Raw genomic sequence first — 13,114 nt, 5'->3', positions numbered from 1 at the left:
GAAGAAGAACGATGAGCACCGAACCCGACATGAACGCCGTGGTGGGCACGCACGACATCCTGCTGCTCACCCTGGACACGCTGCGCTTCGACGTGGCCGACGAACTCGCGCGGGCGGGCCGCACCCCCCACCTCGCCCGCCTGCTGCCGGACGGGGGGTGGGAGCGCAGGCACGCCCCGGGGAGCTTCACGTACGCCTCCCACCTGGCGATGCTCGCCGGGTTCCTGCCCACCCCGGCCGCGCCCGGCCCCCATCCGCGCCTGTTCGCCGCCGCCTTCCCGGGAAGCGTGTCCACCGCGCCGCACACCTGGACCTTCGACACCCCCGACCTGGCCTCCGGCCTCGCCGAAGCGGGGTACCACACGGCCTGTGTCGGGGGGACGGGGTTCTTCAACCGGCGGTCGGCGGTGGGGTCGGTGATCCCGGACATGTTCGCCGAGAGCCACTGGGAGGAGTCGTTCGGCGTGGCCGACCCCCGCTCCTTCGAGAACCAGGTGGCGCGGGCCGTGCGGATCGCCGGGGAGCGCCCGGCCGACCGGCCCCTCTTCCTGCTGCTCAACGCGTCCGCACTGCACCAGCCCAACTGGTTCCACCTGCCGGGGGCCTCCCCCGGGGACGGCGACACCCCGGAGAGCCACGCGGCCGCCCTGGAGTACGTCGACCGGCACCTGCCGCCCCTCCTCGCCGCGATGTCCGCCCGCCGCCCGTGCTTCGCGATCGTGTGCTCCGACCACGGCACCGCCTACGGCGAGGACGGGTACACCGGCCACCGGATCGGCCACGAGACCGTATGGACGGTCCCCTACACCCACGCGTTCCTGCCCCGGGGACGCACCGCACCCGTCCACGCCGAGGAGGCGACCCCGTGACCGTCACCCCCGTGCCGCGCCCGGAACCCGTGCGCGAGGACTCCCCGTACCGGTCGTACGTGTACGCCTATCCGCACAAGAGCGCCTACCGGCCCTTCGCGGACCGCCCGCCGCTGGCCGACCTGTGGCGGGACGAGGACGTGAGCGCGCTGTCCCTGTACGCGCACATCCCGTTCTGCGAGATGCGCTGCGGGTTCTGCAACCTGTTCACGCGGTCCACGCCCCCGGCCGAGCAGGTCACCGCGTACCTGGACGCGATGGAGCGCCAGGCCGGGGAGGTGGCCGCGGTGCTGCCCGACGGGTTCCGGTTCGCGCGCGCCGCCCTGGGCGGGGGGACGCCCACCTACCTGACCGCGGACGAACTCGTCCGGGTCTACGACCTGACCGAACGCGCGTTCGGGGTGGACCTCTCCCGGACACCGGTCTCGGTGGAGACCTCCCCCGCCACGGCCACGCCCGACCGGCTGGACGTGCTCCAGGCGCGCGGCCTGACCCGGATCAGCATGGGCGTGCAGAGCTTCCTCGACTCCGAGGCCCACGCCGCGGGGCGTCCGCAAAAACGCGCCGAGGTGGACCGGGCCCTGGCGGCCGTGCGCGGGCACACCTCCGCCGACCTCAACCTCGACCTCATCTACGGGATCGACCGGCAGGACGCCCGCACGTGGGCGTACTCCCTGGACACGGCGCTGGAATGGGCCCCGGAGGAGGTCTACCTCTACCCCCTGTACGTGCGGCCTCTCACCGGCCTGGGCCGCCGCGCCCGGGACTGGGACGACCACCGGCTGGGCCTGTACCGGCAGGGGCGCGACCACCTGCTGGAACGCGGCTACGAGCAGGTGTCCATGCGCATGTTCCGGCGCGCGGACGCGCCCGCCACCGGCGCGGACGTGCCGGACCACTGCTGCCAGACCGACGGCATGGTCGGGCTCGGGTGCGGGGCGCGGTCGTACACGGCGTCCGCCCACTACTCGTTCGACTACGCGGTGGGGGTGGGCCACGTGCGGTCGATCATCGCGGACTACGTGGGACGCGGCGCGGGGGACTTCGCGCACGCGGAGGTGGGGTTCCTGCTGGACGACGGGGAGCGCCGGCGCCGCCACCTCGTCCAGTCTCTGCTGCGGGCCGAGGCCATGGACGCCGCCGCCTACGCGGAGCGGTTCGGCGGCCACCCCGCGGAGGACTTCCCGGAGCTGTTCGCCGCGCTCGGCGCGCGCGGCTGGCTGGAACCGGACGGCGGTCCGGGCACGGTGCGGCTGAGCCCGGAGGGCCTCGCGCACTCCGACGCCGTCGGGCCGATGGCCTTCTCCGCCCGGGTGTCGGCGCTGATGGCCGAGTACGAGGCCCGGTGAGCGCCGTGGAACCCGCCGCGGACCACGGGGCTCCCCCCGCCCGCGCCTCCGACCCGGCCGCGTGCCCCGCCGCGGCCGGGTCGGAGCGTCCCCCCGCCCCGGCCGCGCCCCCGCGGGTGACACCGCTCCCCTGGCCGGGGATCCACGGGGCCCTGTCCCCCGCGCCCCGCGCCCCGGGCGCCCCCGACCGGGCGCGCCCCGCGCCGGAGCTCCCCCCGCACCTCACCCTCCTCTACCGGGGGCCGCTGGCCAGCTGCGACTACGACTGCCCGTACTGCCCCTTCGCCAAGCGGCGCGACGACCCCGGGACCCTGCGCGCGGACCGGGCCGCCCTGGAGCGGTTCGCCGACTGGGTGGCCGACCGCCCCGCCGAGAACCCGGGAACCCGGGTCTCGGTGCTGTTCACCCCCTGGGGCGAGGGGCTGGTGCGCTCCTGGTACCGGACCGCGATCGTCCGGCTCAGCCGCCTGCCCCACGTGGAGAGGGTGGCGATCCAGACCAACCTGAGCGGCCGACTGGGCTGGCTGGCCGACTGCGACCTGTCGTCCACCGCGCTGTGGACCACCTACCACCCCGGCCAGGTGTCCCACGAGCGCTTCCTCGCCAAGGCCCGGGAGCTGGCCGCCGCGGGGGTGCGGTTCAGCGTCGGCGTGGTCGGCGAGCCCGACCACCTGGAGGCGGCCCGGAGGATGCGGGCCGACCTGCCCGGTGACGTGTACCTGTGGGTCAACGCCGCCGAGGGCCGGACCTACACCGACGGGGAGGCCGCGGAGTGGCAGGCCCTGGACCCGCACTTCCACTACAGCCGGCACCCCCACCCGAGCCTCGGACGGCCCTGCCGCACGGGTGACAGTGTGCTGTCCGTGGACGCCGACGGCGGGGTGCGCCGATGCCACTTCGTGGACACCCCGATGGGCAACCTCTACGACGGGTCGTTCGCCCTGGACCCCGGACCGTCCCCCTGCCCTCTGACCAGCTGCGACTGCCACATCGGCTACGTGCACCTGGAGACCCTCGACCTCTACGACGTCTTCCGGGGCGGCGTCGTGGAACGCGTCCCGGCGGTCCTCCCGGCCGCGGCGCCGCCCGCACCGGGCCCGGACGGCGCCACTTCAAACCGTCACCGGAGACAGACATAATGCGACACATGGTCTTTCCCCGGGTCATCGCGACCGACCTCGACGGCACTCTCCTGGGCTCCGGAGGCCTCGTCTCCGCCCGCAACCGACAAGCGCTGGCGGCGGCCGCCGACGCGGGGGTGAGGGTGGTCGTCTCCACGGCCCGCCCGCCCCGGGAGACGTGGCACATCTCCTCCCAGTTCACCTCCGCCGCCGTCCTCTGCGGCAACGGCGCGCTCGCCCACCTCCCCGACGAGGAGCCCCTCGTACGCGCCCTGTCCCCGGAGACGGCGGGCACCGTGGTCGAGAAGCTGCGCGGCGCGCTGCCCGACCTCGGCTTCGGCGTGGAGACGGGTACCGGCTTCTTCCACGAGCCCGGCTACCTGCTCGAACCGTGGGCGCACCGCGACTGGGTGAGCGGGGTCCTGGACTCCGCCGAGGAGCTCCTGGAGCGCACCTCCCCGATCGCCAAGCTGCTGGTGCGCTCCGGCGGCACCCCGGTCCACCTCCTGCACGAGGCGGCCGTGGAGACGGTCGGATCGCTGGTGGAGGTCACCTACTCGGGCGGGCACGGACTGCTGGAGCTGAGCGCGTCCGGGGTCAACAAGGGCACCACCCTGGCACTGGTCTGCGAGCGGTGGGGGGTGGCCGCGGAGGAGGTCGCGGCCTTCGGCGACATGCCCAACGACCTGGCCGCGCTGTCCTGGGCCGGTATGGGCTACGCCATGGCCGACGGGCACCCGGACCTGCTCGATCCCGCCCTGGGCCTGGGCGTCGCCCCGGCGAGCACCGAGGACGGGGTGGCCAGGGTGGTGGAGCGGCTGCTCGCCGGGCGCTGAAAACCGCTGGCGGGGCGCCCGTCCCCTCCGGTCTCATGGGTGCGGACAACCCATGCCAGGAGGAGCACCGTGCCGCACCCCGCCCAGATCGTCTCGTCCCTCGCCGACCCCGACCGGCTCGCGCTCTACGCCCGCGTGGTCGCGGCGGGCGCCGGCGGCGCCGCCCCGGAGGACCTCCGCGCGGGCGGCTCCGCGGCCGTACGGCACCTGCGCCGGTTGGCGGACGCCGGCCTCGTGAGGGAGGAGGGCGGGCGCGTGGTGTGCGTGCCCGGGGTGTTCGCGGCCGCCCTGGAGGAGAACGCCCCCGCCGGGCGCGACCCCGTGGACGCGCTGTTCCACCAGGGACGGCTGACCGCCCTGCCCGTCCGGCGCGAGCTGCGCCGAGGGGTCTTCGCGCGGATCGCGGGGCGGCTCTTCGCGCCCGGGGTGGTCTACACCGAGAAGCAGGTGAACACGGCGATCCGCACCTGCTTCGACGACCCGTCCTCGATGCGCAGGTACCTGGTGGAGGAGGGGTACCTGACGCGCGAGGCCGACGGGAGCGCGTACCGGGTCGCGGCGGACTGAGCCGCCGCGACCCCGCCGCGGGGACTCAGGAGCCGTCGCCGTCCACGCGCTCGTGGTAGGTGCGCCGGGTGCGCTCGGTGTGCTCGCTCATCAGTCTGAGGGCCTGGTCGGCGTCCCCCGCCTCGATGACGTCGACGAGGCTGGCGTGCTCGTCCCAGGAGGCGGCGCCGCGGATGCGGGCGACCGGGGCGTAGTACCAGCGGACCCGCCGGTCCACCTGGGCGGCCAGTTCGGCGAGCACCCGGTTGCCCGAGGCCTCGGTGACGGTGCGGTGGAAGTCGGCGTTGGCCTGGACCACCGCGTCGGTGTCGGCGAGCTCGGTCGCCGCGCGCCCGGCGGCGACCAGGTCGCGCAGGTGGCCGACCTGTTCGGGCGAGGCGTTGGCGGCGGCCAGGCGGGCCGACTCGGTCTCCAGCAGCGCGCGGACCGCCAGGAGCTGGTCGGCCTCGCTCTCGGTGGGCGTGTGCACGAACGCCCCGTAGCCGGGGCGCAGGTCCACCCACCCCTCGTTGCTGAGCCGCTGCATCGCCTCGCGGACGGGCTGGCGCGAGACGCCCAGGGTCTGGGCCAGCTCCGTCTCGACCAGGTGGTGGCCGGGTGAGAGCGCCCGGGTGGTGATCAGGTCCAGGATGGCCTCGTACACGGCTTCGCGCAGCGGTACGGGACGCTGGATCCGTCCTGCGACGGTGTTCAACCCCTGCGAGGCCATAGGGAATCTCCGGAATCCTGGTGCGCGGTCTTTGTAGACAGTGTACAAAACGCAGGACGTGCGTGGGTCACGTCGGAACCTCCACGAGCTCGACCCTTCCGGGGACGCGCCCCGGGACGCGCGAGGGCGGGACCACGGCGAGGGCGTCCGCCGTGGCGGCGCCCCTCAGGTCGGCGGAGCCCGAGACGGGCAGCTCCACCGCCAGGTCCTGGCTCACGCGCACCGGCACCAGACGGGTGTCGGACGGGTGCGGGCCGGTCGGGCCGATGAGCCCGATCCGCCGGCCGGCGTGCGCGGGGTCCCGCCGGTCCGCACGGCCGCTGAGCACCGGAACCAGCAGGGTGAGGGCGGCGGCCAGGGCCGCGCCGGGGTTCCCCGGCAGCCCCACGACCACGGTCCCGGAGGGCAGGACGGCCAGCAGCTGCGGATGGCCGGGGCGGCAGGCGACGCCGTCGACGACGACCCTGGCGCCCAGCCGGGCCAGGACCGGGCGCAGGTGGTCGGCCGGGCCGGCCGAGGAGGAGCCGCAGACCGCGACGACCTCGGCCGGCCCTGCGACGCCGAGCGCCCGCGCCAGGTCCCGGCCCCGGTCGGGGACCCGCACCGCGGGGGCGCAGGCGCCCCCGGCCCAGGCGACGAGCCCGGGCAGCACGGGACCGATCGCGTCCCGCACCGCCCCGGGGCGCGGCGCCCCCTCGACCACGACCTCGTCCCCCGTGACCAGGACCCGCACGAGGGGCCGGACCACGGGCAGGGTGTCGCGGCCCAGGCTCGCGGCGAGCCCCAGGAGGGCGGGGGTGACGGGGCTACCCCGGCGGGCGACCGGCGTTCCCGCCGCCGTGGTCTCGCCCCGGCGGCGGATGTGCCGCCCCTCGCCGATCCCGCCGCGCACGGCGCCGGAGGACTCCGTCGCCAGCTCGCGCGGCAGGACCGCCGTGGTGCCGTCCGGCAGGACGGCGCCGGTGGCGACCTCCACTGCCTCACCGCCCCCCAGCCGGACGACCGGGCACCGCCGCCCCGCGAGCGAGCGCCCGAGGACCGACCAGGGGCCCTCCCCGGACACCGCGTACCCGTCCATGGCGGCGCTGTCGAGCGCGGGGACGTCGACCGCCGCGACGAGGTCGGCGCCGAGGGTGGCGCCGAGGGCGCCGGCGAGCGGCTCCTCGGCCATGGGCGTGCCACCCTCGGCACCGGTCACCCGCGCCAGCTCCCGCGCAGCGGTCCAGGGCAGCGGGGGTCGCGGGTGGTCTCCGACGTGAAGAAGCGGAGAAGTTTCCGGGGAACCCTGGTCGGGCATTCCTTCTCTCCCTACCGACATGTGGAGAACGATATCTCGGAGCATACTGTATACAGTATGTGAAAGGAAGGGAGTCCTCATGCGAATCGCCGTACTCGGCGCCGGAGCGATCGGCGCCTACGCGGGCGCCGCACTCCACAGGGGCGGGGCCGACGTCCACCTCATCGCCCGCGGCGCCCACCTGGAGGCCCTGCGGGAGCGGGGCGTCCGCGTGCTCAGCGCGCGCGGCGACTTCACCGCGCACCCGCACGCCACCGACGACCCGTCCGAGGTCGGCCCCGTCGACGCCGTCCTCCTCGGCCTGAAGGCCCAGCACTACGCGGGCTGCGGCCCGATGCTGCGCCCCCTGATGGGCCCCTCCACCATGGTCGTCGCCGCCCAGAACGGCATCCCGTGGTGGTACTTCCACGGGGTCGAGGGCCCCCTCGCGGGACACCGCATCGAGAGCGTGGACCCGGGGGGAGCGGTCAGCCGGACGATCCCGGTCGAGCGCGCGGTCGGGTGCGTGGTCTACGCGGCCACCGAGCTCGCGGGCCCGGGGGTGATCCGGCACATGGAGGGGACCCGGTTCTCCATCGGCGAGCCGGACCGGTCCTCCTCCGCGCGCTGCCGCGACTTCCAGGCCGCGATGGAGGCGGGCGGCCTCAAGTGCCCGATCGAGCAGGACCTGCGCGAGGACATCTGGGTGAAGCTGATGGGCAACATCGTCTTCAACCCGCTGAGCGCGCTGACCCGCTCCACCATGGCGCAGATCTGCCGGAACCGCTCGACCCGGGAGATGGCGCGCACCATGATGGCCGAGACCCTGGAGGTCGCGGCGCGGCTCGGCGTGCACCCCGCCGTCTCCATCGACCGCCGCCTGGCCGGGGCCGAGCGCGCCGGGGACCACCGCACCTCGACCCTGCACGACCTGGAGCGCGGGCGGCCCATGGAACTGGACGTCATCCTGTCCGCCGTGGTGGAGCTGGCCGACCTGACCGGCACCCCCGCCCCGGCCCTCCGGGCGGTGGACGCCGTGGCCGGGCTGCTCAACGACCGGATGCTCGACGCCCCCGGACCCCCGGCTCCCCCCGCACCCGCGCCGGCCGCCCGGTCTTGACCCATGACTCATGATCGCTAAATACTGTATGCAGTATCCCCGTCAGGCGCCACGGGCGCCGTCGGACCAGGCGAATCCGGCCACGACCACCAAGCGAGGCCACATGCGATCCGACGATTTCTCCGCTCCCTACGACCGACTCACCCGCCCCCTCGTCCGCGACGGCGGCGAACTGCGCCCGGCCTCCTGGGAGGAGGCCCTCGACCGCGCGGCCGCCGGGTTCCGGCGCGGCGTGGACGAGCACGGGCCCGACTCCTTCGGCATGCTCTCCTGCGCGCGGGCGACCAACGAGATGAACTTCATGGCGCAGAAGTTCACCCGCGTCGTCGTCGGCACCAACAACGTCGACTCCTGCAACCGCACCTGCCACGCGCCCAGCGTCGCCGGCCTGGCCGCGGCCTTCGGCTCGGGCGGGGGGACCTCCTCCTACGCCGAGGTCGAGGACACCGACCTCATCGTGATCTGGGGGGGCAACCCGCGCTTCGCCCACCCCATCTTCTTCCAGCACGTGCTCAAGGGCGTGCGCAACGGCGCGCGCCTGTTCGTCGTCGACCCCCGGCGCACCTCGACCGCCGAGTGGGCCGACCGCTGGCTCGGACTGAACGTGGGCACCGACATCCCGCTCGCGCACGCGATCGGACGCGAGATCCTGCACGCGGGCCTGGCCAACGACACCTTCGTCCGGCGCGCCACGAGCGGGTTCGACGAGTACCGCGCGCTGGTCGAGCCCTGGACGCTCGCCGCCGCCGAGGCCGAGACCGGCGTGCCCGCCGAGGCCATCCGCGAGCTGGCGCACGCCTACGCCCGGGCCGAGCGCGCCCAGATGTGCTGGACGCTCGGCATCACCGAGCACCACAACGCCACCGACAACGTCCGCTCGCTCATCAACCTGGCCCTGCTTACCGGGCACGTGGGACGGCACGGCTCGGGGCTCAACCCGCTGCGCGGCCAGAACAACGTGCAGGGCGGCGGCGACATGGGCGCCATCCCCGACCGGCTGGCCGGGTTCCAGGACATCCTGGACCCGGAGGCGCGCGCGCCCTTCGAGGCCGCGTGGGGCCGCGAGATCCAGGGCACCAAGGGCAAGACCCTGACCCAGATGTTCGAGGCGATGGACGAGCGGGAGCTCAGGACGCTCTACGTGATCGGCGAGAACCCGGTCCAGTCCGAGCCCGAGACCGAGAAGACCACCCGCCGCCTGCGCAGCCTGGACCACCTGGTGGTGCAGGACATCTTCCTGACCCGCACCGCCGAGCTCGCCGACGTGGTGCTCCCCGCGAGCGCCTCCTGGTGCGAGTCCGACGGCACCTTCACCAACAGCGAGCGCCGCGTGCAGCTGGTCCGCAAGGCCCTGGACCCGCCGGAGGGCGCCCGCGACGACATCGAGATCATGTGCGACCTCGCGACCCGCCTCGGCGTCGACTGGTCCCGGCCCTCGGCCGAGGAGATCTGGAACGAGGTCCGCTCCCTCTCCCCCATGCACCGGGGCATGAGCTACGCGCGCCTGGCCGAGCTGCACGGCATCCAGTGGCCCTCCTACTCCGAGGACGCCCTGGAGCCGAGCTACCTGCACTCGCGCCTGTGGTCGGAGGACCCCGCCGAGCGCGGCGAACCCGCCCCGTTCGGGATCGTGGGCCACTCCCCGCCGGTCGACCTGCTCGACGAGGACTTCCCGTTCCGGCTGACGACGGGGCGGCGCCTGGACGACTACAACACCGGGGTGCAGACCGGCGGCTTCTCGTCGCCGCTGCGCCGGGGCGAGCTGCTGGACCTCTCGCCCGAGGACGCGGCCAAGCTCGGCGTCGCCGACGGCGAGACGGTGCGGGTGACCTCGCGCCGGGGCTCCGTCCTCGTCCCCGTCTCCGTCACGGAGGCGATGCGGCAGGGGTTGGTGTTCATGACGTTCCACTTCCCCCACCAGGTGGACACCCAGCTGCTGACCATCGACGCCACCGACCCGATCGCGGGGACGGCCGAGTACAAGGCCGCGGCGGTGCGGATCGAGAGGGTGGAGGAACACGCCGGCAGTGCGGCGCCGGCGCCCTGACGTGCGCGGACGGCGGACCGCGCCGTCGCCCCAGCCCCCTGCGGCGACGGCGCGGTCCCCTCCCTGGGCGACGCGTTCGGGCGCGCGCCCCGGGGGCCGGGTCTCCTTACGCGATCTTGGCGCGTACGGGGGTTGTCAACCCGATAACCAGCATCATACTGTCCTCTGTATACAAAATCCTGTGATCTGGATTACACGAGATTGAGGTGACACAGACGTGGACCTGCGATTCCTGGACGAGGCGCCCACCGCCGTCGAGCGCGAAGCCGTCGACAGCGTGCTCGGTCCCCCCGAATCCGGTTGGGACGGCGGCGCCCGCCAGGACGTCGACCTGCGCTACGCGCGGGGAGGCCACACCGCCCGGGACAGACGCGACCTGCTCATGCCCGCCCTCCACGCGGTCAACGACCGGGTGGGCTGGATCAGCAGGCCCGCCCTGGACCACATCTGCCGACGGCTCACCGTCCCGCCGGCGGAGGCCTACGCCGTCGCCTCCTTCTACGCGATGTTCTCCCTGCGCAAGCGCCCCCGCCGGGTCGTGCACCTGTGCACCGACATCGCCTGCGCGGCGGCCGGGTCGTCCGGCCTGCGCGACCGGCTCGCCGAACGCCTCGGCCCGCCCGGCGGACACGACGGCGACACCACCTGGCACGAGAGCCCCTGCCTCGGCATGTGCGAACGCGCGCCCGCCGCCCTGGCCCTCGAGGCCGGCGCCCCGGCACGGTACGCCGTCGCCGCGCCCGCCGCCCCCGGGGACCTGGACGCGCTGGCGGGGGACGCCTCCCCCGGCTCCGCCGCACCGGTCTCCGCGAACGGACACGGCGCCCCCTCCCCCACCACCTTCGGCGCCGATCCCCTGCCCGGCGCCGCCCCGGAGCCCGCCCCCTCGGCGGCGGTCCCCGACGCCGGGTCGCCCGGCCACGTGCTCCTCCGGCGCGTCGGTACCGTCGACCCCCTCAGCCTGGACGACTACCGCGCCGCCGGCGGCTACGCGGCACTGCGCCGGGCGCTGCGGCTCGGCCCGGCCGGCGTGATCCGGGAGGTCTCCGACTCCGGCCTGGTCGGCCGGGGCGGAGCCGCCTTCCCCACCGGCCGCAAGTGGCAGGCCACCGCCCAGCAGCCGGACGGCCCGCACTACCTGGTGTGCAACGCCGACGAGAGCGAGCCGGGCACCTTCAAGGACCGCGTCCTGATGGAGGGCGACCCCTTCTCCGTCATCGAGGCGATGACGATCGCCGGCTACGCCGTCGGGGCGCGGCTCGGGTTCCTGTACATCCGGGGGGAGTACCCCCGCGCGCTGCGGCACCTGGAGAACGCCGTCGCGCTCGCACGGGAGCGCGGACTCCTCGGGCCGGACGTCCTGGGCTCGGGGTTCGCCTTCGACATCGAGATCCGGCGGGGCGCCGGGGCCTACATCTGCGGCGAGGAGACCGCGATCTTCGGCTCCATCGAGGGCTACCGGGGCGAGCCCCGCACCAAGCCGCCCTTCCCCGTGGAGAAGGGCCTGTTCGGCAAGCCCACCGCCGTGAACAACGTCGAGACGCTGGTCAACGTCCTGCCGATCATGCTGATGGGCGGCCCCGCCTACGCGGCCGTCGGCACGGGCGGGTCCACGGGACCCAAGCTGTTCTGCCTGTCCGGCGGCGTGCGCCGCCCCGGGCTGTACGAGCTGCCGTTCGGGGCCACCCTGCGCGACCTCATCGAGGCGGCCGGGGGCATGCCGGAGGGCCGCACCGTCCAGGCGGTCCTGCTCGGCGGGGCGGCCGGGGCGTTCGTCCGCGGCGACGAACTCGACATCCCCCTGACCTTCGAGGGCGCCCGCGCGGCCGGGACGACCCTGGGCTCGGGCGTGGTCCTGGTCCTGGACGACACCGCCGACCTGGTCGCGACCCTGGTCCGGGTGGCGGCCTTCTTCCGCGACGAGTCCTGCGGCCAGTGCGTCCCCTGCCGTGTCGGTACGGTGCGCCAGGAGGAGTCGCTGCTGCGGATCAGCGCGGGGGCAGACGCGGCCGCCGAGGTCCCCCTGCTCCGCGAGGTCGGCCGTGCGATGAAGGACGCCTCGATCTGCGGACTGGGGCAGACGGCCTGGAACGCCGTGGAGTCGGCGATCGACCGGCTCGACCTGTTCGGCGGCCCCGACCGGGCCGCCTCCGACGACATCCAGCAGAGCACCGCCGCGGGCGACCGGGCGGCAACCGAGGAGGCCCGATGACCGTCCCCGTACTCCTGGCCCCGCCCAGGCGGCTGATCGACGCGACCATCGACGGAGAGCAGGTCCGTGTGCCCGAGGGCACCACCGTCCTGGAGGCGTGCGCCGAGCGCGGCACCGAGATCCCCACCCTCTGCCACGGCGACACCCTCACGCCCAGGAACGCCTGCCGCGTGTGCGTGGTGGAGGTGGAGGGCGCGCGCACGCTCGCCCCCGCCTGCTCGCGCAAGCTGGAGCCCGGCATGTCCGTGGCGACCGACTCCGAGCGGGTGCGCCACAGCCGCAAGCTGGTCCTGGAGCTGCTCGGCTCCTCCGTGGACCTGTCCACCACCCCGAAGGTCGCCGAGTGGATGGAGCGCTACGAGGCGGAGCCCGACAGGTTCGGCCCGCGCGCCGAGGCCGCCGCGCTCGGCGTGCGCGACGCCCGGCGCTCCGGCGAGCACGAGCCCGGCGACGGCTCGGTCGCGGCGACGGTCGAGCAGCCCGCGAAGATCGACAACGACCTGTACGTGCGCGACTACTCCAAGTGCATCATGTGCTACAAGTGCGTCGACGCCTGCGGGGACCAGTGGCAGAACACCTTCGCGATCGGGGTGGCCGGGCGCGGGTTCGACGCCCGCATCTCCACCGAGCACGACGTCACCCTGCCCGACTCGGCCTGCGTGTACTGCGGGAACTGCATCGAGGTCTGCCCCACCGGGGCCCTCTCCTTCGGCACCGAGTTCGACATGCGCCAAGCGGGGACCTGGGACGAGGACAAACAGACCGAGACCACCACGATCTGCACGTACTGCGGGGTCGGCTGCAACGTTACGCTGCACGTGCAGGACAACGAGATCGTGAAGGTCACGTCCCCGCACGACAACCCCGTGACCCACGGGAACCTGTGCATCAAGGGACGGTTCGGCTTCCAGCACGTGCAGCGCCGCGGCGGCGACGGCAAAGGCAGTGGCGCCGGCGGCGGCGGTTCCTGAACCGTTCCGCCCCGCGCGGAACCACGAGGATGAGAAT

Annotated in this window: 11 protein-coding genes; 9 read left to right on the top strand and 2 right to left on the bottom strand. The window is 74.4% G+C overall.

The genetic code is table 11. From position 1 onward, the window contains the following. The first annotated feature begins 11 nt into the window (after positions 1–11). The 5 genes from OUQ99_RS03670 to OUQ99_RS03650 all read left to right on the top strand — a co-directional run bounded on the left by OUQ99_RS03670 (position 12) and on the right by OUQ99_RS03650 (position 4,742). On the top strand, positions 12–869 hold the full coding sequence (locus OUQ99_RS03670; protein WP_267948012.1) for an STM4013/SEN3800 family hydrolase: 858 nt from the start codon (positions 12–14) through the stop codon (positions 867–869). Further along, a complete protein-coding gene (locus OUQ99_RS03665) occupies positions 866–2,218 on the top strand; it encodes an STM4012 family radical SAM protein (RefSeq protein ID WP_267948011.1) in 1,353 nt (450 codons plus the stop codon). The genes OUQ99_RS03670 and OUQ99_RS03665 overlap by 4 nt, the downstream gene beginning before the upstream one ends. A 152-nt stretch (positions 2,219–2,370) precedes the next feature. Next, positions 2,371–3,357 (top strand): STM4011 family radical SAM protein, encoded by a 987-nt coding sequence (locus OUQ99_RS03660; protein ID WP_267950237.1) that lies wholly within the window; start codon positions 2,371–2,373, stop codon positions 3,355–3,357. Beyond that, entirely contained in the window at positions 3,357–4,175 is an 819-nt protein-coding gene (locus OUQ99_RS03655) for an HAD family hydrolase (protein WP_267948010.1), read from the top strand. Before OUQ99_RS03660 ends, OUQ99_RS03655 begins: the two co-directional genes overlap by 1 nt. 69 nt (positions 4,176–4,244) lie before the next feature. Further along, positions 4,245–4,742: a DUF2087 domain-containing protein gene (locus OUQ99_RS03650; RefSeq protein WP_267948009.1), complete on the top strand. Its 498-nt coding sequence runs from the start codon at positions 4,245–4,247 to the stop codon at positions 4,740–4,742. Between the two features lie 25 nt (positions 4,743–4,767). On the opposite strand, the gene OUQ99_RS03645 is transcribed toward OUQ99_RS03650, so the two are convergent. Together OUQ99_RS03645 and OUQ99_RS03640 are read right to left on the bottom strand one after the other, a co-directional pair. Continuing rightward, positions 4,768–5,451, bottom strand: coding sequence for a GntR family transcriptional regulator (locus tag OUQ99_RS03645; RefSeq protein WP_267948008.1), 684 nt, complete (start codon positions 5,449–5,451; stop codon positions 4,768–4,770). A gap of 67 nt (positions 5,452–5,518) precedes the next feature. After that, positions 5,519–6,622 (bottom strand): molybdopterin-binding protein, encoded by a 1,104-nt coding sequence (locus tag OUQ99_RS03640; protein ID WP_267948007.1) that lies wholly within the window; start codon positions 6,620–6,622, stop codon positions 5,519–5,521. A 205-nt stretch (positions 6,623–6,827) separates the two neighbouring features. Between OUQ99_RS03640 and OUQ99_RS03635 the strand changes: the two genes are divergently transcribed. The 4 genes from OUQ99_RS03635 (at position 6,828) to OUQ99_RS03620 (ending at position 13,077) form a co-directional block, all read left to right on the top strand. Continuing rightward, a complete protein-coding gene (locus OUQ99_RS03635; RefSeq protein ID WP_267948006.1) occupies positions 6,828–7,847 on the top strand; it encodes a 2-dehydropantoate 2-reductase in 1,020 nt (339 codons plus the stop codon). A 103-nt stretch (positions 7,848–7,950) separates the two neighbouring features. Beyond that, a complete protein-coding gene (locus tag OUQ99_RS03630; protein WP_267948005.1) occupies positions 7,951–9,894 on the top strand; it encodes a molybdopterin oxidoreductase family protein in 1,944 nt (647 codons plus the stop codon). A gap of 217 nt (positions 9,895–10,111) precedes the next feature. Continuing rightward, positions 10,112–12,106: an NAD(P)H-dependent oxidoreductase subunit E gene (locus tag OUQ99_RS03625; RefSeq protein WP_267948004.1), complete on the top strand. Its 1,995-nt coding sequence runs from the start codon at positions 10,112–10,114 to the stop codon at positions 12,104–12,106. Beyond that, complete coding sequence (locus OUQ99_RS03620) at positions 12,103–13,077, top strand: 2Fe-2S iron-sulfur cluster-binding protein (protein ID WP_267948003.1); 975 nt, start codon at positions 12,103–12,105, stop codon at positions 13,075–13,077. The genes OUQ99_RS03625 and OUQ99_RS03620 overlap by 4 nt, the downstream gene beginning before the upstream one ends. Positions 13,078–13,114: the final 37 nt, after the last annotated feature.

Origin of the sequence: Streptomonospora nanhaiensis (assembly GCF_026642255.1) — a bacterium.
In the GTDB taxonomy this organism is placed as follows: Bacteria; Actinomycetota; Actinomycetes; order Streptosporangiales; family Streptosporangiaceae; genus Nocardiopsis; species Nocardiopsis tropica.
Note: the sequence above shows the minus strand (reverse complement) of the source record. Positions and strands in the feature narration are given on the sequence as shown.